At 73.3% G+C, this 22437-nt stretch carries 22 protein-coding genes; 12 read left to right on the top strand and 10 right to left on the bottom strand.

Annotation, left to right across the window (positions count from 1 at the left end; translation table 11 throughout):
• Positions 1–44: 44 nt before the first annotated feature.
• Positions 45–803, bottom strand: coding sequence for an alpha/beta hydrolase (locus ACZ4WQ_RS26530; RefSeq protein ID WP_398375763.1), 759 nt, complete (start codon positions 801–803; stop codon positions 45–47).
• A gap of 119 nt (positions 804–922) precedes the next feature.
• On the bottom strand, positions 923–1483 hold the full coding sequence (locus tag ACZ4WQ_RS26525; RefSeq protein WP_398375765.1) for an NAD(P)H-dependent oxidoreductase: 561 nt from the start codon (positions 1481–1483) through the stop codon (positions 923–925).
• A gap of 121 nt (positions 1484–1604) precedes the next feature.
• On the opposite strand from ACZ4WQ_RS26525, the gene ACZ4WQ_RS26520 reads away from it, so the two are divergent.
• From ACZ4WQ_RS26520 to ACZ4WQ_RS26510, 3 genes are all read left to right on the top strand, one after another.
• Positions 1605–2273, top strand: coding sequence for a TetR/AcrR family transcriptional regulator (locus ACZ4WQ_RS26520; RefSeq protein WP_398375767.1), 669 nt, complete (start codon positions 1605–1607; stop codon positions 2271–2273).
• 498 nt (positions 2274–2771) lie between these two features.
• Positions 2772–4085 (top strand): diacylglycerol/lipid kinase family protein, encoded by a 1314-nt coding sequence (locus tag ACZ4WQ_RS26515; RefSeq protein ID WP_398375769.1) that lies wholly within the window; start codon positions 2772–2774, stop codon positions 4083–4085.
• A gap of 97 nt (positions 4086–4182) precedes the next feature.
• On the top strand, positions 4183–7470 hold the full coding sequence (locus ACZ4WQ_RS26510) for an ATP-binding protein (protein ID WP_398375771.1): 3288 nt from the start codon (positions 4183–4185) through the stop codon (positions 7468–7470).
• On the opposite strand, the gene ACZ4WQ_RS26505 is transcribed toward ACZ4WQ_RS26510, so the two are convergent.
• Together ACZ4WQ_RS26505 and ACZ4WQ_RS26500 are read right to left on the bottom strand one after the other, a co-directional pair.
• Positions 7467–8270: an ABC transporter permease gene (locus ACZ4WQ_RS26505; protein WP_311728546.1), complete on the bottom strand. Its 804-nt coding sequence runs from the start codon at positions 8268–8270 to the stop codon at positions 7467–7469. The genes ACZ4WQ_RS26510 and ACZ4WQ_RS26505 overlap by 4 nt on opposite strands.
• Positions 8270–9241: an ATP-binding cassette domain-containing protein gene (locus tag ACZ4WQ_RS26500; RefSeq protein WP_311728545.1), complete on the bottom strand. Its 972-nt coding sequence runs from the start codon at positions 9239–9241 to the stop codon at positions 8270–8272. The genes ACZ4WQ_RS26505 and ACZ4WQ_RS26500 overlap by 1 nt, the downstream gene beginning before the upstream one ends.
• A gap of 153 nt (positions 9242–9394) precedes the next feature.
• On the opposite strand from ACZ4WQ_RS26500, the gene ACZ4WQ_RS26495 reads away from it, so the two are divergent.
• Entirely contained in the window at positions 9395–9751 is a 357-nt protein-coding gene (locus tag ACZ4WQ_RS26495) for a hypothetical protein (RefSeq protein WP_398375774.1), read from the top strand.
• 22 nt (positions 9752–9773) lie between these two features.
• On the opposite strand, the gene ACZ4WQ_RS26490 is transcribed toward ACZ4WQ_RS26495, so the two are convergent.
• Complete coding sequence (locus tag ACZ4WQ_RS26490; RefSeq protein ID WP_398375776.1) at positions 9774–9923, bottom strand: hypothetical protein; 150 nt, start codon at positions 9921–9923, stop codon at positions 9774–9776.
• Between the two features lie 89 nt (positions 9924–10012).
• Between ACZ4WQ_RS26490 and ACZ4WQ_RS26485 the strand changes: the two genes are divergently transcribed.
• Positions 10013–10372, top strand: a complete 360-nt coding sequence (locus ACZ4WQ_RS26485) for an AMIN-like domain-containing (lipo)protein (protein WP_311728542.1) — start codon at positions 10013–10015, stop codon at positions 10370–10372.
• A gap of 27 nt (positions 10373–10399) precedes the next feature.
• On the opposite strand, the gene ACZ4WQ_RS26480 is transcribed toward ACZ4WQ_RS26485, so the two are convergent.
• Positions 10400–11407, bottom strand: a complete 1008-nt coding sequence (locus ACZ4WQ_RS26480) for an ArsR/SmtB family transcription factor (RefSeq protein WP_468022466.1) — start codon at positions 11405–11407, stop codon at positions 10400–10402.
• Between the two features lie 93 nt (positions 11408–11500).
• Here ACZ4WQ_RS26480 and ACZ4WQ_RS26475 point away from each other — a divergent pair, with 93 nt between their 5' ends.
• Entirely contained in the window at positions 11501–12694 is a 1194-nt protein-coding gene (locus tag ACZ4WQ_RS26475; protein WP_468022465.1) for an MFS transporter, read from the top strand.
• Positions 12695–12750: 56 nt separating this feature from the next.
• Here ACZ4WQ_RS26475 and ACZ4WQ_RS26470 read toward each other — a convergent pair whose 3' ends face one another.
• On the bottom strand, positions 12751–12912 hold the full coding sequence (locus ACZ4WQ_RS26470; RefSeq protein WP_311728539.1) for a hypothetical protein: 162 nt from the start codon (positions 12910–12912) through the stop codon (positions 12751–12753).
• A 333-nt stretch (positions 12913–13245) separates the two neighbouring features.
• On the opposite strand from ACZ4WQ_RS26470, the gene ACZ4WQ_RS26465 reads away from it, so the two are divergent.
• Positions 13246–15042: a trypsin-like serine protease gene (locus ACZ4WQ_RS26465; protein WP_385350348.1), complete on the top strand. Its 1797-nt coding sequence runs from the start codon at positions 13246–13248 to the stop codon at positions 15040–15042.
• A 23-nt stretch (positions 15043–15065) separates the two neighbouring features.
• Here ACZ4WQ_RS26465 and ACZ4WQ_RS26460 read toward each other — a convergent pair whose 3' ends face one another.
• Together ACZ4WQ_RS26460 and ACZ4WQ_RS26455 are read right to left on the bottom strand one after the other, a co-directional pair.
• The gene (locus ACZ4WQ_RS26460) at positions 15066–16343 is read right to left on the bottom strand and encodes a sensor histidine kinase (protein WP_468022464.1); all 1278 of its coding nucleotides are present in this window, start codon (positions 16341–16343) and stop codon (positions 15066–15068) included.
• Positions 16340–16996 carry a response regulator transcription factor gene (locus ACZ4WQ_RS26455; protein ID WP_385350354.1) on the bottom strand — a complete coding sequence of 219 codons (657 nt, stop codon included), beginning with the start codon at positions 16994–16996 and terminating at the stop codon, positions 16340–16342. The genes ACZ4WQ_RS26460 and ACZ4WQ_RS26455 overlap by 4 nt, the downstream gene beginning before the upstream one ends.
• A gap of 169 nt (positions 16997–17165) precedes the next feature.
• Here ACZ4WQ_RS26455 and ACZ4WQ_RS26450 point away from each other — a divergent pair, with 169 nt between their 5' ends.
• The 5 genes from ACZ4WQ_RS26450 (at position 17166) to ACZ4WQ_RS26430 (ending at position 21705) form a co-directional block, all read left to right on the top strand.
• Positions 17166–17714, top strand: a complete 549-nt coding sequence (locus ACZ4WQ_RS26450) for a hypothetical protein (RefSeq protein WP_361190578.1) — start codon at positions 17166–17168, stop codon at positions 17712–17714.
• Positions 17714–18898: an efflux RND transporter periplasmic adaptor subunit gene (locus ACZ4WQ_RS26445; RefSeq protein ID WP_398375781.1), complete on the top strand. Its 1185-nt coding sequence runs from the start codon at positions 17714–17716 to the stop codon at positions 18896–18898. The genes ACZ4WQ_RS26450 and ACZ4WQ_RS26445 overlap by 1 nt, the downstream gene beginning before the upstream one ends.
• On the top strand, positions 18895–19551 hold the full coding sequence (locus ACZ4WQ_RS26440) for an ABC transporter ATP-binding protein (RefSeq protein ID WP_398375783.1): 657 nt from the start codon (positions 18895–18897) through the stop codon (positions 19549–19551). Before ACZ4WQ_RS26445 ends, ACZ4WQ_RS26440 begins: the two co-directional genes overlap by 4 nt.
• Positions 19551–20882 carry an ABC transporter permease gene (locus ACZ4WQ_RS26435; protein WP_398375785.1) on the top strand — a complete coding sequence of 444 codons (1332 nt, stop codon included), beginning with the start codon at positions 19551–19553 and terminating at the stop codon, positions 20880–20882. Before ACZ4WQ_RS26440 ends, ACZ4WQ_RS26435 begins: the two co-directional genes overlap by 1 nt.
• 130 nt (positions 20883–21012) lie before the next feature.
• A complete protein-coding gene (locus ACZ4WQ_RS26430) occupies positions 21013–21705 on the top strand; it encodes a hypothetical protein (protein WP_311728530.1) in 693 nt (230 codons plus the stop codon).
• A 25-nt stretch (positions 21706–21730) separates the two neighbouring features.
• On the opposite strand, the gene ACZ4WQ_RS26425 is transcribed toward ACZ4WQ_RS26430, so the two are convergent.
• The gene (locus tag ACZ4WQ_RS26425) at positions 21731–22396 is read right to left on the bottom strand and encodes a hypothetical protein (protein WP_398375787.1); all 666 of its coding nucleotides are present in this window, start codon (positions 22394–22396) and stop codon (positions 21731–21733) included.
• Between the last annotated feature and the right edge of the window lie 41 nt (positions 22397–22437).

The following is a 22437-nucleotide window of genomic DNA, read 5'->3' as shown; positions in this document are numbered from 1 at the left end:
CCTTGTCTCGCTGATGCCGAGGCTCGGACACTAATGCCACGGCGTCAACGTTTCGGACCGGGGTCGGTGGAGTCCGGGTCGTGTGGCCGGGTGCACAGGTCCACGAGCCGGGCGCGGTGTGCGGGGTGGGCCGAGAGCCAGCGGCCGAGCTGGTGGTCGGCGCCGTCCAGGACGAGCTTGGCGAACCGGGACTTCGTACGGAGGGCCTGCTCGATCCCGGCCGTGACCTCGGCCGGGATGATGTCGTCGCGTTCCGGGACGACGAGGACGGCGCGGCCGGTGAAGGCGCCGAGCACGTCGAAGACCGTGCTGGGGCGCCAGCTCTCGGGCCGGCGGATCAGCTCGGTGAACCCGTCGCCGAACGGCAGTGGCCATGCCTCGGGCGCGTACGCCGCCGGGGCGCACAGGCAGATCGCCGCGACCCGGCCGCCGAGGTGGGCGGCCAGATCGGCGACGGTCTGGCCGCTCATGCTGAAGCCGACCAGCGTGAGCGGGTCGCCGTCGGGGGCGAACGCCTCTATGACGTCGAGCGCCTGACGGTACCTCCGCTCCAGGCTCAGCTCCGCCGGCCGCCCCGAGCTGTCCCCGTGTCCGGAGAAGTCGAACGCGAGGGAGGGGTGGCCCGCGGCGGCGAAGTCGCGGGCGAGCGGGATGGACCGCTCCTTGCTGCCGACCCCGGCCCCGTGCATGATCACCACGCGGGTGCGGCCGGTGCCGGATGGCGCGGGTCCGGCGGTTTCGGCGGCGGGCTCGAAGGTGGCACAGCTCAGGGATTCGCCGTCGGCGTGGTGGATGAATTCCACGGGCACTCCCGCTGTGGTCGGATGTGGCGGCATCGCTGATTCGGCGAGAGCGTACTGGAACGCGAGCGGGCCCCGTCGACCGCGTTCGGTCGGCGGGGCCCGCTGGGGGAAGTCGGGGCTCAGGCCTTCGCGGCGCCCGCTTCCTTGACGAGGCGGGCGAGCACGTCGTTGAGCTGGCCGGTGACCTCGGCGTCGTTCTCCGGGTGCAGCTCGGCGAAGCGGGTCACGGAGCCGGGGATGGCGAGCTTGATGTCCTCGACGACGGTGCCGCCGGCGATGCCCACGGACTTACGGGCGTCGTCGTGGGCCCACACGCCGCCGTACTGGCCGAAGGCGGTGCCGACGACGGCCACCGGCTTGCCGCCGATGGCGCCGACGCCATACGGGCGGGACAGCCAGTCGATCGCGTTCTTCAGGACGCCCGGCATGGTGCCGTTGTACTCGGGCGAGAACAGCAGCAGGGCGTCGGCCGCGGCGGTCGCGGCACGCAGCTTGGCGGCGGCCTCGGGCACGGACCCCTCGACGTCGATGTCCTCGTTGTAGAACGGAATGTCGGCCAGGCCCTCGTGAATCTGGATCTCGACACCCTCGGGGGCGAGCTTCACGGCGGTCTCGGCGAGCTGACGGTTGTGCGAGCCGGCGCGGAGGCTGCCGACCAGGGCGAGGATACGAACAGACATTTCTTCTCCAAGATCGATAAGCGCCCGCGGTGCGGACCTCATTAGTTGAAGGTTATACCAGATAACCGGACCGCGGTCCACTTTAATCCAAGCGGACCGCGGTCCGCTAAGCTTGCTCATCATGACCTCGTCAGCGGCGTCCCAGCCCCCGCCCCCTCCCGCCTCGTCCTCCCAGGACGCGGCCGGGCGGTCGCTGCTGCCCCTGGCCGGCCAGGCGCCGCCCATGCGGGCCGACGCCGCGCGCAACCGGGCCCGGCTGCTGGAGGCCGCCGCGCGGCTGGTCGCCGAGCAGGGCGCGGACAACCTGACCATGGAGGCGGTCGCCTGCGCCGCGTCGGTCGGCAAGGGGACGGTCTTCCGGCGCTTCGGCGACCGCACCGGTCTGCTCCAGGCCCTGCTCGACCACTCCGAGCAGGCATACCAGCAGGCGTTTCTCACCGGCCCGCCCCCACTCGGGCCCGGCGCCCCGGCCGTCGAGCGGCTGGAGGCGTTCGGCGTGTCCACCCTCCGCCAGATGTCCGCGTATCTCGACCTCTACCTGGCCGGTGATCCGCCCGCCGACCGCCGCCTGGTCATCGCCCCGCGCCAGGTCCGGCTCACCCACATCACCATGCTGCTCCGCGAGGCGCGGGCCGACGGCGACGTGGAGCTGCTGGCGGAGACGCTGATGGGCTGGCTGGAGCCCGCCCTCATCCACCATCTGACCCGGCAGCGCGGCATGGCGCTGGAGCGGCTGGAGGCGGGCTGGCGCGACCTCGTCGCCCGTGCGGTCGGGCCCGCCACCGCCTGAGCCGCCCCGGACCTTCCCGCGGTGCAGATTTGCGGCTCCGCCGCGTGGGGGGCTTTGCCCCTGGACCCCGGGGTCTGGGGCAGCGCCCCAGTTTCGGGAAGGGGCGGGGTGGGGCAGTGTCCGAGCGGCGGTCGATTTGCGGCTCCGCCGCGCGGGGCTCCACCGCGTGGGCCCGCCGCAGGCGTCAAGATCCGCCGGACACGGCCTCGGGCCTGCGGACCCCGCGTCGCCGTCCGCCGCCGCCCGCCGCCCGCCGCCCGCCGCCGCCCGCTGTCGGCGACGCGCGAGTGAACCGTATGGCGCCACGGCCCGTCCTCCAGGGCGAGTTCGGGGTAACGGCTCGCCGCAGGGCCTAGCATGACGCGCTGTCGAATGTGCTGAACGTGCCGAAGGTGCAGGGAGTAGCCGTTGAATGGTTCGCCGGGCCGGGGAGGGTCGAGGTGGCTGGAGGGGGCACCTCCCGGCGGTCGATGGGGGAGCGACGAAGGGACTCATTCCGTGCAGCGCTGGTCGGCACGGCTGGCCCTGGCCACCGCCGCGCTGGCGGTGCTGCTGCCGCTGATCTTCGCCGGGTCCGCCAGCCTGGTGCTGGTCCTGGTCGGGCTGGTGGGCATGGCGGTCACCGCCGCCGCAGTCTGGTGGGTGCTGACCCGCCGCGGCGCGGTCCGGATCGCGGCGGCCGTGCTGGCCGTCGCGGCGCCGGCCACCGTGATCGGGTTCTACGACGCGCGGAATCTGCTCTGGGTGGTCATGGTCGCCCTGGGGCTGTGGGCGGTGGCGGTCTGGTCGGGGCGGGCCGCGATCCGCAGCACCGGCTTCGGCGCCATACCGGTGACGGAGCATCAGACGCCCGCCCCGGAGCGCCCCTTCCTGATCATGAACCCGCGCTCGGGCGGCGGGAAGGTGGCGCGGTTCGGGCTGAAGGAGAAGGCCGAGGGTCTGGGCGCGCGCGTGGTGCTGCTCGACCCGGACCATCCGCAGGACGTGGCCGCCCTGGCCCGCGAGGCGGCGGACGCGGGCGCCGATCTGCTGGGCGTGGCGGGCGGTGACGGCACCCAGGCGCTGGTCGCGGCGGTCGCGGCGGAGCGCGGCATCCCCTTCCTGGTGATCTCCGCGGGCACCCGCAACCACTTCGCCCTGGACCTCGGTCTTGACCGCGAGGACCCGTCGACCTGCCTGGACGCGCTCTCCGACGGCGTGGAGCTCTGGGTCGACCTGGGCTTCGCGAACGAGCACCCCTTCGTCAACAACGCGTCGTTCGGGGCGTACGCGGCGGTCGTCCAGAGCCCGGCGTACCGCGACGACAAGGTGCGCACCACCCTGGAGCTGCTGCCCGACCTGCTGACCCGGCAGCGCGGCCCCGTGCTGATGGCGCAGGCCGACGGAATCCGGATCCCCGCCCCCCAGGCCCTGCTGGTCAGCAACAACCCGTACCGCACGGGCGACCCGGCCGGGCTCGGCCGCCGCGAGCTGCTGAACTCGGGCCGGCTGGGTGTCCTCGGTGTCAAGGTCGACAACGCCGCCCAGGCCGCCGGGCTGCTGCGCGGCCGTAAGGCCGCGGGCCTGACGGTGCGCACCGCCCGCGAGGTGGTGGTGGACGCCGACCGCCCGGAGATAGAGGTCGGGGTGGACGGTGAGGCGATGGTGCTGTCGGTGCCCGTGCGCTGCCGTATCGCGCAGGGGGCGCTGCGGGTGCGGGTGCCCCGGGTCCGGCCCGGGGTTCCGGTGGTGAAGCCGCGCATGGACTGGCGGCGGCTGCGCAAGCTGGGGGCGGTCGTGGGCCGTACGGCGGTCGGCGGGCGCGGGTTCTGAGGGCTCGTACGCCTTCGGCGCCGCTGCCCCCGGCGGGCCGCCTCAAGCGCGAGGCCGGGGCGATCGCGGCGTCAAGGCGACTGGCTAACCTGACCCGGTGACCACCGAGCTGACCCTGCTGTCGCGGGTCTCGTGCCGAGGCCGCGAGATCAACGGGCCCCGGCTGCGCGGACTGCTCGCGCTCCTCGCGGGCGACCTGCGCACCGGCTGCGGCACCGCGCGCCTGGTGGACGGGCTCTGGCCGGAGGAACGGCCGGAGGAGCGGCCCGAGAACCCGACCAAGGCGCTCCAGATCCTGGTCTCCCGCGCCCGCTCCCAGCTCGGCGCCGACGTGATCGCCAGCACCCCCACCGGCTACCGTCTCGCCCTGCCCGAGGACCGGGTCGACAGCTCGGCCGTCCTGCTCAGCGCGGCCGAGAGCGCGCGCCACGCCCGCGCGGGCGACCACGCCGCCGCGCTCGCGCACGCCGAGGAGGGCCTCGCGCTGTGGGAGGGCGCCCCGGGCGGCGAGGCCGACGGCGCGGCGCGGGGCGCGGTGGCCGAGGACCCGGTGGCCGCCCTGCGCGCCGAGCGGGCCGTGACGTACCGGACGCTGGCGCGCGCCCGCGCGCTGGCGCTGTCCCGGCTCGGCCGCCGGGCCGAGGCGGCCGAGCCGCTGGCCGGCCTGGCCCGCGAGCGGCCACGGGACGAGGAGGTGCTGCTGGAGCTGTTGCGCTGCGAGGCGGCCACGCTCGGCCCGTCCGCGGCGCTGGCCAGGTACGACACCTACCGCCGGGCGCTGCGCGACGAACTCGGCACCGACCCCGGCCCCGCGCTCCAGGCCCTGCACGAGGAGCTGCTGCGGGGCGAGGAGCCGGCGGTGCGGCACGGCGTCCCGTACGAGCCCAACCCGCTGCTCGGCCGCGACGAGGACATCGCCGCGGTGGCCGGGCTGCTGGACGCCTCCCGGGTCGCTTCCGTCGTCGGCCCCGGCGGCCTGGGCAAGACGCGGCTGGCGCACGCCGTGAGCCGCCGGGCCGGGCGGCGCGCCGTGTACTTCGTCGGGCTCGCGGGCGTCACGTCCGACGACGACGTGGTCAGGGAGGTCGCGTCGGCGCTCGGCGTCGGCGAGGCCCCGCCCGGCGCGGTCGGCCATCTGGGTCTGCCGACGGATGTCCACAGCGGCATCCTGGCCGCGCTCGGCCCCGGGCCGGTGCTGCTGGTGCTGGACAACTGCGAGCACGTCATACGCGGCGCCGCCGAGCTGGTGCGCCATCTGGTGTCCCAGGCCCAGGACCTGCGGGTGCTCACCACGAGCCGGGCCCCGCTCGGCCTCTCCTCGGAGGCCGTGTATCCGCTGCCGGAGCTGAGCCTGGCGACGACGGTCGAGCTGTTCGGGCAGCGGGCGCGGGCCGTGCGCCCCGGCGCCGACCTGCCCGCGGACGCGGTGGAGGAGCTGTGCCGCCACCTGGACGGGCTGCCGCTCGCGGTGGAGCTGGCGGCCGCGCGGGTCCGGGTCATGTCGGTCGCGGAGATCGCCCGCCGCCTGGAGGACCGGTTCACCCTGCTGCGCGGCGGCGCACGGGACGCCCCGAGCCGCCACCGTACGCTGCACGCCGTCGTCGACTGGAGCTGGAACCTGCTGGATCCGGCCGGGCAGGCGGCGCTGCGCGCGCTGTCCGTGTTCCCCGGCGGATTCACGGCGGACGCCGCGTGCCACCTCCTCGGAGAGGAGGACGACGTCCTCGGGGTGCTCGCGGACCTGGCCGACCAGTCGCTGCTCAAGGTCGCCGACACCGCGTCGGGGGCACGCTTCCGGATGCTGGAGACCGTACGGGAGTTCAGCACCGCCCACCGTGAGGCGGCCGGGGAGACCGACCGTGTGATCGGCCGTTTCCTCGCGTGGGCCCGCGACTTCGGCGTGGCGCACCACGACTCGCCCCACGAACGCGACTTCTTCGCGCCCCTCGAGCGGATCCGGGCCGAGCAGGACAACCTCGTCCACGCGCTGCGGCACGGGCTGGCCCGCGCCGACGGCCCGGCGGTCGCGGCGACGGCCGCCGTGCTCGCGTCCTTGTGGACGGTCGAGGGCAACTACGCGCGCGTCGCCGCGCTGGCCGAGGAGACCAGCAGGCAGCTGTCGCACTTCCGGCCCGAGCGGGGGTCCGACCCCGCGCTCGTCGAGGTCACCCGGACCGCCGCGGCGCTGTTCACCGCGAACACCTTCACCGTCGTCGGGCTGCGCGCCGGCCGCCCGCTGGCCACCCTGCGCCGGCTGCCGCCCGCCCCGCCCGACACCCTCGTACGGGCCATCGCGACCGTGATGGCCGCCGCGCCCGAGGTGCTGGGGCCGGATCCCGCCCCGCTGCGCGCGCTGTGCGACAGCGACGAGCCGCTGCTGGCGGTCGTCGCCAACTCCCTCGCGAGCTATGCCCTGGAGCGGCAGGGCGACGTGGACGGCGCGATCCGGGCGGCCGAGGGGATGCTGGACGCGTTCCGGGGCCGGGGCGCCGACTGGGTCGAGGTTCTGGCCCGCACCCGGATCAGCGAACTGTCCCTTCAGGCCGAACGGGGCGAGGAGGGCCGGCGCCATCTGGCCGCGGCGCTGCGGCTGATGGAGGGGGGCATGCTGTGGGGGGACATCACCGGCATCAAGGCGGCCCTGGTCCTCGCCAATCTCCAACTCGGCGCCGTCGACGAGGCGGAGCGCTGGCTGCCGCTGACGACGCCCGAACGGCAGGCGGAGACGGAGACGGTCGGCGCGCTCGCCTTCGGCCTCGGCATGCGGGCTGAGCTGCTGCTCGCGCGCGGCGAGGCCGAGGCCGGCTGCCACGAGTGGCGGCGGGCCGTCAAGGCGCCGGAGAGCGGCGAGCGCGCGCTCTACCGCACCGATCCGCCCGGTCTGGAGCCCTGGACCCTGGAGATCGAGGCCGCGGCCGTGGTCGCCCACGCGCACCACGGCCGGCTCGGCCTGATCGAGGAGGCCGTCGGCGTACTTCCCCACAAGCTGTGGACGATGCTCAGCCACCCCGTGGAGAAGCCCCCGGCCTACCTGATGGACCTCCCGGTGTGCGGCGCGCTGCTGCTGGCCCTGGCCATGGTGGAACTCGACCGCGCGGAGCGCACCGCGGACGCGGCGGCCAGTACGACCGGCGCGCGGCTGATCGCCCTGGCGGAGCGGTTCCGCTTCCTGCGCGGCTTCCAGCCGACCATGTCCTCCGCCCGCGCCCGCCGCGCGGCCGAACAGGCCGACAGGGCGGCGTACGCGGACGCGGTGTCCTCGTACGCCGCCCTGGGGCGGGAAGAACTGCTGGCCACGGCCCTGACGACGATCGAGCCCCTGACGCCCGCCCCGCGCGAGTACGGCGGGCACGGCAGGCACGGCGAGCGCTGCCGGGCCCGTTAACGCCGGGGCTCCCGCTTGAACAGCGCCCGCGCCCAGAGGAAGCCGAGCAGCGTGAGCCCCACGCACCAGACCACCGCGATGACCCCGCTGTTCCCGATCTCCGTGCCCATCAGCAGCCCCCGCAGCGTCTCGATGATCGGGGTGTAGGGCTGGTACTCGGCGAACCAGCGCAGCGCGGTCGGCATCGAGTCCGTGGGGACGACCGCGCTGCCGAGGAGCGGCAGGAACTGGAGCGGCATGGGCGCGTTGCTGGCGGTCTCGGGGGTCTTGCACGCCATCCCCATGGCGGCCGCGAGCCAGGTGAGCGCGACGGTGACCAGTGCCAGGAGGCCGAGCACCGCGAGCCACTCGACGGGGGTGGCGTTCGGCCGGAACCCCATGAGCAGCGCGAGCCCGATGACCAGCGCGATGGCGATCAGCGTCTGGAGCACACAGCCGACGACGTGCCCGATCAGCACCGACGACCGCGAGATCGCCATGGTGCGGAACCGGTTGATGATGCCCGCGGTCATGTCGACGGAGATGGCCACCGCCATCGCCAGCGACCCGGAGGTCGCCGCCATCAGGATGATTCCGGGGGCGGCGTAGTCGATGTAGTCCGTGTCGCCGCCGCCCGCCCCGCCCATCGGGCCGACGCCGGTGCCCAGCGCGCCACCGAAGACGTACACGAACAGCAGCAGCATGACGATCGGCATCGCGACGACGGAGATCGTCATGGCGGGGAAGCGCAGCGCGTGCCGGAGGTTGCGCCGCAGCATCGTCATGGAGTCGGTCAGGGGACGGGACACGGCGCTGCTCATCACGCGTTCACCTTCTGTGCGGTGGTGGTCTGGTTGCCGGGCTTCTCGGTGAGGGCGAAGAACACGTCGTCGAGGTCGGGGGTGTGCACGGACAGCTCCTCGGCCTCGATCGACTCGGCGTCCAGCCAGTCGAGCAGGGACCTCAACTCCCGGACACTGCCGTCACTGGGCACCTGGAGGGTGAGCGCGTCGTCGTCGCGCGACACCTCGCCGAAGGCGCGGGCGGCCCGTTCGAGATCGCCCGGCACGGTGAACCGCAGCCGGACGTGCCCCCCGGGAATCCGCCGCTTCAGCTCCTCCGCGGTCCCCTCCGCGACCAGCTTCCCGCCGTTGAGCACCGCGATCCGGTCGGCGAGCTGATCGGCCTCGTCCAGGTACTGCGTGGTCAGGAACACCGTGACCCCGCCCGCCACCAGGTCCCGGATCAGCTGCCACATGGTGTGCCGGCTGCGCGGGTCGAGGCCGGTGGTCGGCTCGTCGAGGAAGATGATGCGCGGCTCGCCGACCAGCGTCATCGCGAGGTCGAGCCGCCGCTGCATCCCGCCCGAGTAGGTGGCGGGCGTCCTCTTCGCCGCCTCGACCAGGTCGAACCGCTCCAGCAGCTCGGCGGCCCGCCGCCGCCCCTCCCGGCGGCCCAGGTAGTTCAGGTCCGCCATCAGGAGCAGGTTCTCCTCGCCGGTGAGCAGATGGTCGACGGCCGAGAACTGCCCGGTCACCCCGATCGCGGCCCGCACCGCGTCGGGGTCCTCGGCCGGATCGTGCCCGGCGACGCGGATCTCGCCGCCGTCGGCGCCGATCAGCGTGGACAGGATCTGGACCATGGTGGTCTTGCCCGCGCCGTTCGGCCCGAGCAGCGAGAAGACCGTCCCCTCGGGGATGTCCAGATCGATGCCGTCGAGCACCACCTGCTCGCCGAACGCCTTGCGCAGCCCGGTCGCCGTGATGGCCCGGGGGGATCGGGAATTCGTCATGCCCCAGAGCGTGCGGGCGGCCGGGTTCACGGCGGTTTCACGGCGGTTTCATGCCGTCCGGGACAACGGCTACGGCGTATGGGCTAGCAGCTTTGGCCCGCTGCTTCCACGCCGATCACGATGGCTGCGAGGCGTCAGCGGAGAGGGATACCCATGGCAGGTGGCGATCACGTTGTTCGCGGCTACTTCGGTCTCGGCGACGAGGAGCACGTCGTTCGTGTGACCAGCAGTGCCGACTTTGTCCTGCACATCTGGGCGGCGAACATCGACACCTTTCCAGGTGGGGTGGAAGTCCTCACCCCGCCGAGCCAGTTTCGGGGACACGGGGCGACGGGGCCACAGGACGGCCTGACCCTCGACGTCCCCGCACAGACGTCCATGCATCTTGGATGCCTGGGGGCACAGGGCGGCGAGACCCTGGAACTCTCCAGTGCGTTTGGTGCCAGAGTCGTCGTCTTTCTCACGGTCACCACGGCCGAAGGGGCAACGGTGACGATGATCGGGGAATGAGCGGAACACCGGGCTGGGCTGATCAGCGTGGCGGGGCGGGCACTGCCCCGCCGTAGAGTTCGTCGACGCCGATGAGCAGCACACCGTCGCCGCCGCGTGCCGCCTCGCCGCGCAACGCATCGCTGAAGCCCGCGGCGCTGAAGCAGGCCAGCCGGCACTGTCCGGTGTCCATGCCCCGCCCGGCGAGGAGTTCCCGCGCCCGAGCGAGGCGCTCCAGGCGGACCGGGTCCGGTCGGCCACGGCCTGCCAGGCCTCGACCGGATGGTCTTCGACGTCAAGGGCGCGACGGGCAAGGTCGGCTACCACGTCGGATACACGGCGAAGTTCCGTCAGAGCGGCACCGGTGACCAGATCCCGGTCAAGGGCGGCGCCATCCTGGAGATCGTCGTCAACGCTCCGAGCTACAACCCGTCGAACCCGGCCCAGAAGACGTATGCCGGTAAGCCCGGAAAGACCCTGCCCGGTGTGGACGTCACCGGCTACAAGACGTTCCGGGACACCAAGTTCGGGTCGAGCATCGAGGGGCAGACCCAGGTCGGTCTGGGCGTCCGGACCAAGCTGCCGTTCCGGGTCCAGCAGTCCGGCGACAAGCTGATCGTGGACGTCGCCCACACCAGGTAGTCCAGCGCGGCACCCGCCCCGCCCCCATCAGAGAGGCGCAGTGCCTCCGGCGGGTGCCATGAGCGCGTCGGCCACCGCTGTGCGCGCGTACAGCACCGAACGGCCCGCCCGGTGTGCCGTCACCAGGCCCGCTCCGCGGAGCGCGGTGAGATGCTGCGACACTCCTGCCGCCGACATCCCGAAGTGCGCCGCGAGCCGCGTCGTCGACGCCGGTGTGTCCAGCTCCGCGAGCAGCAGCGTGCGGGACCGGCCCAGCACCGCCGCGACCGCGTCGATCGAGCCCGCGTCCCGTGGCTCCCACAGCGTGCCGATTCCCCGTGCGGGGTAGGCGAGTTGCGGAGGGTCGGGCGGTACGGACCGGGTGAGCACCCGCGGCCAGGCGAAGGCGGAGGGCACCAGCAGCAGCCCTGCCCCGGCCTCGGCCCGGCTCAGCCCGCAGTGCCGGCGCACCAGGCGCAGCGTGCCGTCGTCCCAGCGCACGGTTTCGTGCAGCTCGCCGAGGACGTGCCCGGCGCCGTGCTCGGCCACCTGCCGGGCCCGGTGGAACACATCCGCCTCCAGCAGCTGCCGGATCCGGTCCCAATACGGTGCGAGCGCCAGCTCCCAGTACGTCTCGATCTCGGCGGCGACCTTCCGCAGCGCCGCTTCAGGGGCCTCCCTGAGCAGCCGGATCCGTGGCTGCCGGCCCAGGTCCCGTTCGGCGCCGAGCATGTTCAGTTCGGTGCGTACGCGCTCCGCCGGGGTCTGCCGGATCGCGTCGAGTTCGGCGGCGAGCGTGGGGAAGGGGGTCACCGGGGTCGGGTTGAGGAAGTCCGCGAGATAGCCGCCCTCGGGAATCAACGCGGCCAGCCAGCCGCTGTCGAGCCCCGCCTCCGCGAGCCGCGGCCGTACCTGTGCCGCCCACCGCCGGTGGGGTGGAGGCTCGCCTTCCGCGCCGCGCAGCAGCCGAAAGCTGGTGACGACCTCCCACATCGGAGAGACCGCGAAGCGGGTCTGTGCCAGGTCCGCGGCGGAAAAGCTGAGCCCGGTCTCCATGCGATCTCCCTGCCGACGACGCTCACTGCCCCATGGATTCGGTCTCACCTTAATCAATGGCAAGGGTGCTGGGTGACCGCGCACTCTTCCGGCATGCTCTCCACATTCCGCGGCCTGCCGCCCGCCGTCTGGACCGTCTTCGCCGGCACGATCGTCAACCGGCTCGGTTACCTCGTCACCCCCTTCCTGGTCTTCTTCCTGGCGGCGCGCGGCGTCACCGGAGCCGAGACCACCTATGTCCTGGGCGCCCTGGGCGCGGGCAACCTCGTCGGGCCGGCACTCGGCGGCCTGCTCGCCGACCGGATCGGCCGCCGCTCCACGATGCTGATCGGCCTCCTGGGCGCATCCGCCGCGCAGGGTGCCCTGTTCGCGGCGCCAGGGGCGCTGACGATGGCGGCCGCGGCCCTGCTGCTCAGCGCGGCGGGCGCGTTGATCAGCCCGGCCGCGTACGCGCTGCTGGCCGACTCCGTGGACGCGGACCGCCGGCAGCGCGCGTACGCGCTCTTCGGCTGGGGCGTCAACATCGGAACGGCCGCGGCCGGCGTTCTCGGCGGCTTCCTCGCCGCACACGGCTACTGGCTCCTGTTCACCGTCGATGTCGTCACCATGCTGGTCTACGCGGTGATCGTCGCCACCCGCCTGCGGGAGACGCGCCCCGCCGGGAAGGACAAGGCCACGACGGCGGACGGCATCGGCTACGGCGTCGTCCTGCGCGACCGTCTGCTACTCGCCCTGCTCCCGCTGTTCGGAGTCCAGCTTTTCGTCTACTCGCTGACCGAGGTCGCCCTGCCGCTGGCCATCCGCGACAGCGGGCTCTCACCTGCTGTCTACGGCGCGATGGCCGCGGTCAACGCGGTGTTCGTGGTCGTACTCCAGCCGGTCGCCACGGCCACTCTCGCCCGGCTTCCGCAGCTGCCCGTGCAGGCGGCGGGCAGTGTGCTGATCGCCGCGGGCGTGGCGCTGACCGGTGTGGCCGACAGCGTCGCCATGTACACCGTGTCCGTGGTCGTCTGGTCCCTCGGCGAGGTCGTGGTCGCGGGGATCGCCGCGTCGATGGTCGCCGGCCTCGCTCCGGCTCACGCCCGCGGCCGCTACCAGGGCGCCTTCCAATGGACCTGGGGAGTGGCCCGGTTCGGCGCCCTCACCGTGGGCGTCACCGTCTACTCGTCCCTGAGCCCCGCCGTCCTGTGGTGGAGCGCCCTCCTCGCCGGCGTTCTGACCTCGGCCGTGACCCTGGCGCTCCGGTCCCGGGTCGACCGGCGCATGGAGCACGACCTGGCCGCCTGATGCGGGCTTCAGGAGCGGTGTGTGGTGCCGCAGAAGCCTGCCTGATCACCGCGGTGTCACGGGCGCCGGGTCCAGGCGGGCCCGGCGAAGCGGGCCAGCGCGCGCTCGACTTGGGCGGCGGACTCCCGGAGGCCGGTGGCGGACGCTCCGCAGTGGGTGACGACCACGCCGCCGGACCAGGGGCGGAAACAGCCGCCCCAGCGCCATCGGGGAGGCACCTCGGCCCCGTCCAGCGGCGCCGAGCCCCCCTGGAACCAGCGACCTCAGCGAAACGAGCATAGCGAGCGACCTGGCGATCCGTCCTCTGTCGCGTCTTTTGCCAAGTCTTGTGCACCCGTTTCCCGCCGCGTGGCCGACGGAGCGGCGGGCGGTCATACGATCAGTCCGCCTCGGGAGGGGAACGCGCTCTCTGGCCGCGTTCGTCCGCATAGCGGGCGGTATTCGTGCTGCCGTTGTCCGGCCGCTTCTCCCTGTCCGGGTGCGAGTCGATCCTTCACCGACAGGAGACCCGAGTGTTCGCTGCCCAGAAGCGGGAGGGGCGGGGAAGGCGGGTGCGCAGAGCCCTTCCCGCCGCCGCCGTCGCGATCGCCGCCGGCTTCGCCGCCGCCCTTCCCCTCGCGCCCGCCCATGCCTCGCCCGCGCCGGTGACGACGGGCCGCGACGCGGTCCCCTCGCACACCGAGCTCCTGGCCCGTATCAAGGGCGCGCTGAGCGCTGATCAGGGGCAGGCGTCGACGGAGTCCAAGCCGTCCGCGGGCGCGGCGTCTTCGTCGAGCGCGAAGCCCTCGGCGGGCGCCACCTCGCCGTCCGGCACCGTCGATCCCAAGATCATCGGCGGTACGGAGACCAGCATCACCACGGCCCCGTGGATGGCCCAGCTGTGGTACTCCGACGACAAGGGCACCGCCGACACCTCGGACGACATCGGCTTCTTCTGCGGCGGCACGGTCGTGTCCCCCACGAAGATCCTGACCGCCGCGCACTGCGTCAAGGGCTACGACTGGAACGCCAACGGCGCCGTCATCACCGGCACCGCCCAGCAGCCGACGGACAACAGCGACGGCTCGGTCGATGTGCACGGAGGCACCGTCTCCGGCGTCTGGCGGCAGTGGAACCACCCGTCGTACAGCGCGACCACCATCGACAACGACCTCGCGGTGTTGACGCTGCCCAGCCCCGTCACCGCCAAGCCCGCCCCCATCACCACCTCCAACGACACCGCGTCGTACGCCGCGGGCACCGAGGCCACCCTCTACGGCTGGGGCCGCACAAGCTCCACCAGCCAGGACATCTCCGAGACGCTACGCACGGCGACCCTGCCGATGGTCTCGGACACCACCTGCGCCACCACCTACGGCAGTCAGTTCATCAAGGGCCACATGGTCTGCGCGGGCCAGCCGGCGACTGGCTCGGACACCGGCACCGTCTCCGCCTGCAACGGGGATTCGGGCGGGCCGCTGATCGTCGGCGGCAAGGTCGTCGGCGTGGTCTCCTGGGGCGCGACCGACTGCGTGGCCGAGGGGTCGTACAGCGTGTTCACCAAGGTGAGCACGTACGTCGGGGCGGCCTATCCGCGGATCGACGACACCAACCTGAACGGCGACGCCAGGGCCGACCTGTTCGTGCGCCGCTCCTCGGACAACACGGGCTACGAGTACGACTCCAAGGGCACGTCGTTCGCCACCAGGGTGTCCTGGGGCTCGTACAGCGACAAGAACCTCGTCCTCCAGACCGACCTCAACCGGGACGGCTACCAGGACCAGATCATCCGCCGGGCCTCCACCGGCGCGGTCTACTGGCGGCACTACGTCCCGGCCAGCGGCAGCTGGGCCACCACCCTGGTCTTCGGCAACTGGTCCACCCGCACCAAGGTCGTCGCCCCGGGTGACGTGACCGGCGACCAGCTGCCGGACCTGCTGTCGGTGACCGCGAGCGGCACGCTGTACATCTACCCGGGCAAGGGCGACGGCACCTTCGCCTCCCCGGTCGCGGTCGGCAGCGGCTGGAACCAGTACAACCGGCTGCTCGGGCACGGCGACTTCACCGGCGACGGCAAGCCCGACCTGATCGCCCGGAGCAGCAGCAACTCGTACGTCTATCTCTACCCGGGCACCGGCAAGTCCGGCTCCGGGGCGTTCGGCACCCGCATCCACGTCCGTACCTGGAGCCAGTACGACGCCTTCGCCACGGTCGGCGACATCACGGGTGACGGCAAGGCCGATCTGGCCGCCCGCACCCCCGCCGGCATGCTCTACCTCTACCCGGGCACCGGCAAGGCCACGTCCGACCTCTTCGGCACGCCGGTCACGATCGGCACCGGCTGGCAGCAGTACAACCTCTTCGGCTGACCCTGGGTCGGCCGAAGAGGGCGCTACGCGGGAGCGTCCGGCGGGTCGGCCGCCTCCGCGTGGGCGGGCAGGGTGACCGTCACGGTCAGGCCGCCGCCCTCGCGGGGGCGGGCCGTGACGTCGCCGCCGTGGGCGCGGGCGATGGAGCGGACGATGGACAGGCCGAGGCCCGCGCCCTTGGCGGTGACCAGGCGGTCGGTGCCGAGGCGGCGGAAGGGCTCGAAGAGCGCGGGCAGCTCGTAACGGGGCACGGCCGGGCCGGTGTTGCCCACCTCGACCTCGACCCGGCCGTCGTCGCGGGCGCGGCAGGCGACCCGCACCCAGCCGCCCCCGTCCGGGGTGTTGTGGCGGATGCCGTTCTCGACGAGGTTGTGCACCAGCCGCTCCAGCAGCAGCGCGTCGCCGGTGGTGGGCGCCGGGGCGGTCTCCTGCTCCACCGTGATCCCGGCCCCTGCCGCCTCCGCCGCGGTCTGTCCGGCCACGTGGTCCACGATGTCGGACAGATCGACCGGCAGCCGCTCGGTGATCTCGTTCTCCGAACTGGCGAGCAGCAGCAGTCCGGTGATCAGCCGCTCATGGCGGGCGTTGATCTCCAGCAGGTTCTCGCCGAGTTGCTTGACGTCCTCGGAGGCGGTTCTGCGGTGCATGGCCACCTCGACCAGGGCCCGCCCGAGGGTGAGCGGGGTGCGCAGCTCGTGCGAGGCGTTGGCGACGAAGCGGCGCTGGCCGTCGAAGGACCGGTCGAGCCGTTCGACCATCGTGTCGAAGGTGTCGGCGAGGTCCTTGACCTCGTCGTCGGGCCCGCGCAGGGCGATCCGCTCATGCAGGCCGCGATCGGCGGCCGGGGCGCTGGCGATACGGCGGGCGGTGTCGGTGACCCGGTGCAGCGGGGCCAGCACCCGGCCGGCGGCCAGCCAGCCGAAGCCGGCCGCCGCGCCGCCGACGACCAGGAGGGCGAGCCCGCCCTGGGTGATGAGCGAGGTGGTGGCGGCGGCGTTCACCCGGTCGCGTTCGTCCTTCATCCACTTCTGCGCCGACTTGTCGGTGAGGACTTCGCCGTCCCCGGTGATCACCTGATTCCGGGGCGGGCCCGAGGCGGGGCCGTCGGTCTGCACGCTGCGGGCGTAGATCTTCAGGCCGCCGCCGCCGGCGAGCTGCTGGTTGAACAGCGCGTACGTGACGCCGAGCAGCACCACGCCGGCGGCGAGGAACAGCCCTCCGTAGATCAGGGTGAGCCGGGCCCGCAGGCTGATCCGGCGCGGCAGGAACCGGCGCGGCGGGAATCTCAGGCGGCGCTTCATGCGATCCGGTACCCCACGCCCGTGACGGTCTCGACGACCGGCGGCCCGCCGAGCTTGCGGCGCAGCTTCAGCACGGCCAGCCGTACCGCCCCGGTGAACGGGTCGGCGTGCTCGTCCCAGGCCTTCTCCAGCAGCTGTTCGGCGGAGACCGCGCTCCCGTCGGCCCGCAGCAGCTCGGTCAGCACGGCGAACTCCTTCTTCGACAGCGGTACGTAGCGCCCGTCCCGGAACACCTCGCGGCGGGCCGGGTCCAGGGTGATCCCGGCCCGGCGCAGCACCGGCGGCGCCGCCGGGCGGCTGCGGCGGCCCAGGGCCTGGACGCGGGCGGCGAGTTCGGCGAAGGCGAAGGGCTTGGTGAGGTAGTCGTCGGCGCCGAGGGTGAGCCCGGCGACGCGGTCGGCGACCTCTGCGGCGGCGGTGAGCATCAGCACCCGCGCCGTCGCCCCGGCCCCGGCCAGCTCACGGCAGACGTCGTCGCCGTGCACCCCGGGGAGGTCCCGGTCCAGGACCACCACGTCGTAGTCGTTGACGGTCAGCCGCTCCAGCGCGGCGGTGCCGTCGTACGCGACGTCGACCGCGTGCGGCTCGTCGCGCAGCCACTCCGTGATCGCGTCGGCGAGCAGGGGTTCGTCCTCGACCACCAGCACCCGCATCCGTCCCCTCCCCTTCCTGCCGGCAGCCCCCTGCGGGCGAGGCCATCGTGCCCGGTCCGGTGTTTCCGCGCCGTTAGGGGCCACCGGCCGCCGCCGGAAACGTGGGGGAAACGCGGCCTGCTCTTGCATCCCTCTCGTACGTACCGATCGAGCAGAAGGAGACGACGCCATGAGCAGGCGGATCCTCGGCATGGCGGCGGCCGTGCCACTGGCGCTGACCCTCGCCCTGTCCCTGACCGGATGCGGCTCCGGCAGCGGCGGCGACGACAAGGTGGCCTCGGCCGACGGCGCGAAGAAGGACGGTGGCGGCAGCTCGGCCCCGAGCATGGACCCGCAGGAGATGGGGGCCAAGTTCGCGCAGTGCATGCGCGAGCACGGCATCGACATGGAGGACCCGGAGCCCGGCCAGGGGATCAGGATCGAGATCCCGCCCGGCACCCCGAAGGGGACGGTGGAGAAGGCCCAGGAGGCCTGCCGCGAGTACGACCCGGTGCAGAACGGGGGCGGCCGCAAGCCGGACGCGAAGGCGCAGGAGAACATGCGCAAGTACGCCAAGTGCATGCGTGAGCAGGGCGTGGAGAACTTCCCCGACCCGCAGACGGGGGGCGGACTCCGGGTCGACGGCTCGGTCATGGACGACCCCGACTTCTCCAAGGCGGAGAAGGCCTGCAACAAGTACATCGGTGGCGGCGGCACTCTGAACCGGAACGACGGCTGATGGGGGACATCGCCGTGGACAGCGTGCGGGGCCAGGACTCGGACCAGGAGTCGGACCGGGAGTCGGAGGCGGCGCGCACCTCGGTCCCGGAGCCCGCGCCCCGCCGCCGCAAGGGCCGCCGCCGCGGCATGAAGGCCGCCCTCGCCGTCCTGGTGCTGGTGGCGGGCGGCGCCGTCGCCGTCGCCACCCTCGGCCCGGTCGGCCGCGGCTCGGGCGACAAGGCCGCGACCGAACTGCCGCCGAGCACCGTCGAGGTGACCCGCCGGACGCTCCAGGACACCCAGAGCGTCGACGGACAGCTCGGCTTCGGCCCGGCGACCACCCTGTCCGCCCGGCGGCCCGGCACGGTCACCGAGGCGCCCGAGGCGGGGGACCGGATCACCCGCGGCAAGGCGCTGTACGAGGCGGACGGGCGCCCCGTGACGCTGATGTACGGTTCGACGCCCGCGTACCGCGCCCTGAAGACGGGGAGTGAGGGCGCGGACGTACGGCAGCTGGAGCGGAACCTCAGGGCACTCGGCTACTCGGGTTTCACGGTCGACGACGAGTACACGGCCACCACGGCCGAGGCGGTCCGCGCCTGGCAGGAGGACCTGGGCCTGCCGGAGACCGGGACCGTGGAGCTGGGGAGCGTGGTGTTCGCGCCCGGCGCGGTCCGCGTGGACAGCGTGGCGGCGCGCAAGGGCGACACGGTCGCCCCCGGCGGCAAGGTGCTGTCGTACACCGGCACCGACCAGGCCGTCACCGCCGAGCTCGACCCCGCCGACCAGCAGTTGGCGAAGGAGGGGAGGGACGTCGAGGTCGTGCTGCCGGGCGACCGGACCGTCAAGGGCACCGTCAAGGACGTCTCCACGGTGATCGAGCCGGGCAACGGGCAGGGGGAGGAGGCGAAGACGAAGATCGAGGTGGTCGTCGCGCTGGGGGACGCGGCGGCCCGGAAGGCCGCCGAGGCCTACGCGCTGGCCGCCGTCCACGTCGACTTCACCTCCGAAACCCGTAAGGACGTGCTCACCGTGCCGGTCGGCGCCCTGCTGGCGCTCGCCGAGGGCGGCTTCGGCGTGGAGGTCGTCAAGGGCTCGACCAGCACGTACGTCCCGGTCACCACCGGCCTGTTCGCCGACGGCCGGGTGGAGATCTCGGGCAAGGGCATCTCCGAGGGCACGAAGGTGGGGGCGCCGAAGTGATCTCCCTGACGGATGTCACCAAGACCCACCCGGGCGGGGTCACCGCGCTGGACGGCGTCAGCCTGGACATCGGGCACGGCGAACTCGTGGGCATCGTGGGCCCGTCCGGCTCCGGCAAGTCGACGATGCTCAACATCCTCGGCACCCTCGACCGGCCCACCAGCGGAAGCGTGCTCATCGACGGATACGACATCGGCGCCCTCTCCGACGCCAAGGTCTCCGCGCTGCGGGCGACCCGCATCGGCTTCGTCTTCCAGCACTTCCACCTCGCCACCGGCACCTCGGCGCTGGACAACGTCGCCGACGGGCTCCTGTACTCCGGGCTGGCGGCCGGCGAACGGCGCCGCCGGGCCGCGCTGATGCTGAACCGGGTCGGCCTCGGCCACCGGGTGCACCACCATCCGCACGAGCTGTCCGGCGGCGAGCGCCAGCGCGTCGCCATCGCCCGCGCGGTGGTCGGCGAGCCCGCGCTGCTGCTGGCCGACGAGCCGACCGGGGCGCTCGACTCCCACTCCGGGGCCGAGGTGATGCGGCTGCTGCGGGAGCTGCACGCCGCGGGCACCACCGTGGTGATCATCACCCATGACGGGGAGATCGCGGACAGCCTGCCCCGGCAGGTGCGGATGCGCGACGGGCGGACGGTGTCGGACTGATGGCCACGGACACACACCCCGGCCGTACGGACCGCCCTGGCCGTACGGACCGCCCTGGCCGTACGGACCGCCCTGGCCGTACGGACCGCCCCGGCCGTACGGACCGCCCCGGCCGTACGGACCGGCGGCGCGCCGACGCCCTCCGCCCCGCCCGGCTGCGCCCCCGCGATGTGGTCAAGGTCGGCGCGGTGGGCCTGCGCACCCGCCCCATGCGGGCCTTCCTCTCCGCGCTGGGCATCGCCATCGGCATCGCGGCGATGGTCGCGGTGGTCGGCATCTCGTCCTCCTCCCGCGCCGATCTCGACCGCACCCTCGCCGCGCTGGGCACCAACCTGCTCACCGCCTCGCCCGGTTCGACGATGTCCGGCGGCCAGGCCCGGCTCCCGGAGACCGCGGAGCAGATGGTGGCGCGGATCGGCCCGGTGCACTCGGTGTCGGCCGTCGGCAAGCTCCCCGGCGCGAAGGTCTACCGCACCGACAAGATCCCCGAGGCCGAGACCAACGGCATCGCCACCTACGCCGCCCGTACCAGCCTGCGCGCCGCCATCGGCGCCGAGCTGCGCAGCGGCACCTGGCTCAACGCCGCCACCAGCCGCTACCCGGCCGTCGTCCTCGGCGCCACCGCCGCGGAACGGCTGGGGATCGGGCAGGTCGGCCCCGACACCCAGGTCCTGATCGGCGGCCGGTGGTTCACCGTCGTCGGCGTCCTCGAACCCGCCCCGCTCGCCCCCGAGCTGGACACCGCGGCCCTCGTCGGCTGGGCCGAGGCCGAGGCCGATCTGTACTTCGACGGACGCCCCACCACGATCTACACCCGCTCCGAGGAGTCCGCGGTGGAGTCCGTGGCCTCCGTTCTGGGCGCCACCGCCAACCCCGAGGCGCCCGGCGAGGTCGAGGTCTCCCGCCCCTCCGACGCCCTCGCCGCCCAGCAGGCGGCGGGCGAGGCGTTCACCGGGCTGCTCCTCGGCCTCGGCGCGGTGGCGCTCCTCGTCGGCGGCGTCGGGGTGGCCAACACGATGGTCATCTCCGTGCTGGAACGCCGCGCGGAGATCGGGCTGCGCCGCTCCCTGGGCGCGACCCGGGGCCAGATCCGCGGCCAGTTCCTCGCGGAGTCCCTGCTCCTGTCCGCCCTGGGCGGAGCGGGCGGGGCGCTCCTGGGCGCCGGGGTCACGGCCGGCTACGCGCTGTCGCAGGGCTGGCCCGTCGAGGTCCCGCCGTGGGCGCTGCTCGTCGGCCTGGCCGCGACCCTCGCCATCGGCGGCCTGGCCGGCCTCTACCCGGCGATCCGCGCCTCCCGGCTCTCCCCGACGGAGGCCCTGGCCACGCCCTGAACGGACATGCCGTGAACGGGCCGAGCCGCCCGCCCGGTGCCCACGTGGGGCCGGGCTGGCGGCTCGCGGCCGTGTCGGTCCGGCATGGTTGGATGGCCGACTGGACGAGGTCCGGGGCAAGGAGGGGGCATTGAACCTGTCACGGCGCTCGTACGCGCTGATCGCGGCGCTGGTCGTGGGCGTGCTCACCCTGGTGTACATGGGCACCCGCGCCTCAGAGGACGCGGCCGGAGAAGGCGTACCGTGGCGCGCCGACGACCCCTGCATGAAGGACGCGCCACACCCCTCGGTCTGGGATGAGAAGGAGCCGCGGCTGGTCACGCTCAGCCACGGATACTCCTCGAAGTCCCCGATGGGTGGCGGCGACATGCACTTCACCATCGGGGCGAGCATCAACGTGGGCCGTAACCCGCTCGTCCTCCACACGCCCCTCGCACGCGGCGGGGTGTCGGTCCGCTTCTGTGCTCCGCACGGGAAGGGCCTGATGGCGGAGGCCAAGGGGCTGTCGCCGAAGTCCGTCGAGACACCCGCCGCCAAGGACGGCGCGATACGCGTCACCCGCGAGGAGCCGCTGCACTTCATGGTCGAGCTGCCGCCCTCGGCGCTGCGGAACGGCTACTCGATGTCCGACCTCATGAACTCCAGCCCACCCCGCAGCAACGACGCGGCCGACTATCCGGTCCTCGTGCTGACCGTCTCCGACCCCGGCCTTGACGCCCCGCTGGTGGCGGTCTCCTTCAAGCCGGACCCCACGCCCACCGCCCAGGCGCTCGGCGCGCCGCCGGCCGTACGGAGGCAGATGGCCGCGCGGCGGCCGGGGTGACCCCGGCCGGACGCGCGGGGAAGCCTCAGGACTTGGCGTCCTCGGGCTCCGCCTTCTCGGGCTTGGTGTCCTCGGGTTCGGCCTTCTCGGGCTTGGCGTCCTCAGGCTCGGCCTTCTCGGGCTCGGCCTTCTCGGGCTTGGCGTCCTCGAAGTAGGCGTCCAGAACTGCGTCGAGTTCCGTCGTCCACTCCTTGAGCACCTTCTTGGACGACGCCGCGACATCGGCCGTGTACCAGCGGCGGGCGGTCGTGTAGACGGTGACGGAGAACCGGCGTCCGAACCGCGGGGTGTCGATCTCGACCGCGCCGATCTCGCTCCAGTCGAACTCGGCCGTCTCGCCGTCCAGCCGGAGGGTGACGCCGCCGCGGCGTGCGACGATCGAGCCGCGGTGGTCGGCGGCCTCGAAGACGGGGCCGCCGTCCTCGTCCTCATCCTCGCCGGCCGTCTCTTCGGCCGCGTCCGCGGCCTCGGCCTCCGCTTCGGCTTCCGCGTCGGCTTCGGCTTCAGGTTCCGCGTCGGCTTCTGTCCCAGCCTCGGTTTCGGCGTCCTCGAGCGGCTCTTCTGCCTTCTCCGCCTTTTCCTTCGGGGGTTCCTCCTCCGCTGGGCGTGGGGCCGTGAGGCCGGGGATGTACGCCGGATCGAACCCGGCGGCGGGCACGGGCGGGGTGCTCGGTCCTATGCGCTGCTCCACGGCGGGCAGTATGGCCGATAAACCTGTGCCGGGAACAGCCT

The sequence above is a fragment of the Streptomyces sp. NPDC028305 genome (genome assembly GCF_055569495.1).
This window is presented reverse-complemented; position numbering and strand designations above follow the sequence as displayed.

Excerpts from the sequence above, each read along its gene's own strand:
- ACZ4WQ_RS26525 (WP_398375765.1), bottom strand. The coding sequence starts at position 1,483 with ATGTCTGTTCGTATCCTCGCCCTGGTCGGCAGCCTCCGCGCCGGCTCG.
- ACZ4WQ_RS26520 (WP_398375767.1), top strand. The coding sequence starts at position 1,605 with ATGACCTCGTCAGCGGCGTCCCAGCCCCCGCCCCCTCCCGCCTCGTCC.
- ACZ4WQ_RS26505 (WP_311728546.1), bottom strand. The coding sequence starts at position 8,270 with ATGAGCAGCGCCGTGTCCCGTCCCCTGACCGACTCCATGACGATGCTG.
- ACZ4WQ_RS26500 (WP_311728545.1), bottom strand. The coding sequence starts at position 9,241 with ATGACGAATTCCCGATCCCCCCGGGCCATCACGGCGACCGGGCTGCGC.
- ACZ4WQ_RS26495 (WP_398375774.1), top strand. The coding sequence starts at position 9,395 with ATGGCAGGTGGCGATCACGTTGTTCGCGGCTACTTCGGTCTCGGCGAC.
- ACZ4WQ_RS26490 (WP_398375776.1), bottom strand. The coding sequence starts at position 9,923 with ATGGACACCGGACAGTGCCGGCTGGCCTGCTTCAGCGCCGCGGGCTTC.
- ACZ4WQ_RS26485 (WP_311728542.1), top strand. The coding sequence starts at position 10,013 with ATGGTCTTCGACGTCAAGGGCGCGACGGGCAAGGTCGGCTACCACGTC.
- ACZ4WQ_RS26480 (WP_468022466.1), bottom strand. The coding sequence starts at position 11,407 with ATGGAGACCGGGCTCAGCTTTTCCGCCGCGGACCTGGCACAGACCCGC.
- ACZ4WQ_RS26475 (WP_468022465.1), top strand. The coding sequence starts at position 11,501 with ATGCTCTCCACATTCCGCGGCCTGCCGCCCGCCGTCTGGACCGTCTTC.
- ACZ4WQ_RS26460 (WP_468022464.1), bottom strand. The coding sequence starts at position 16,343 with ATGAAGCGCCGCCTGAGATTCCCGCCGCGCCGGTTCCTGCCGCGCCGG.
- ACZ4WQ_RS26455 (WP_385350354.1), bottom strand. The coding sequence starts at position 16,996 with ATGCGGGTGCTGGTGGTCGAGGACGAACCCCTGCTCGCCGACGCGATC.
- ACZ4WQ_RS26450 (WP_361190578.1), top strand. The coding sequence starts at position 17,166 with ATGAGCAGGCGGATCCTCGGCATGGCGGCGGCCGTGCCACTGGCGCTG.
- ACZ4WQ_RS26445 (WP_398375781.1), top strand. The coding sequence starts at position 17,714 with ATGGGGGACATCGCCGTGGACAGCGTGCGGGGCCAGGACTCGGACCAG.
- ACZ4WQ_RS26435 (WP_398375785.1), top strand. The coding sequence starts at position 19,551 with ATGGCCACGGACACACACCCCGGCCGTACGGACCGCCCTGGCCGTACG.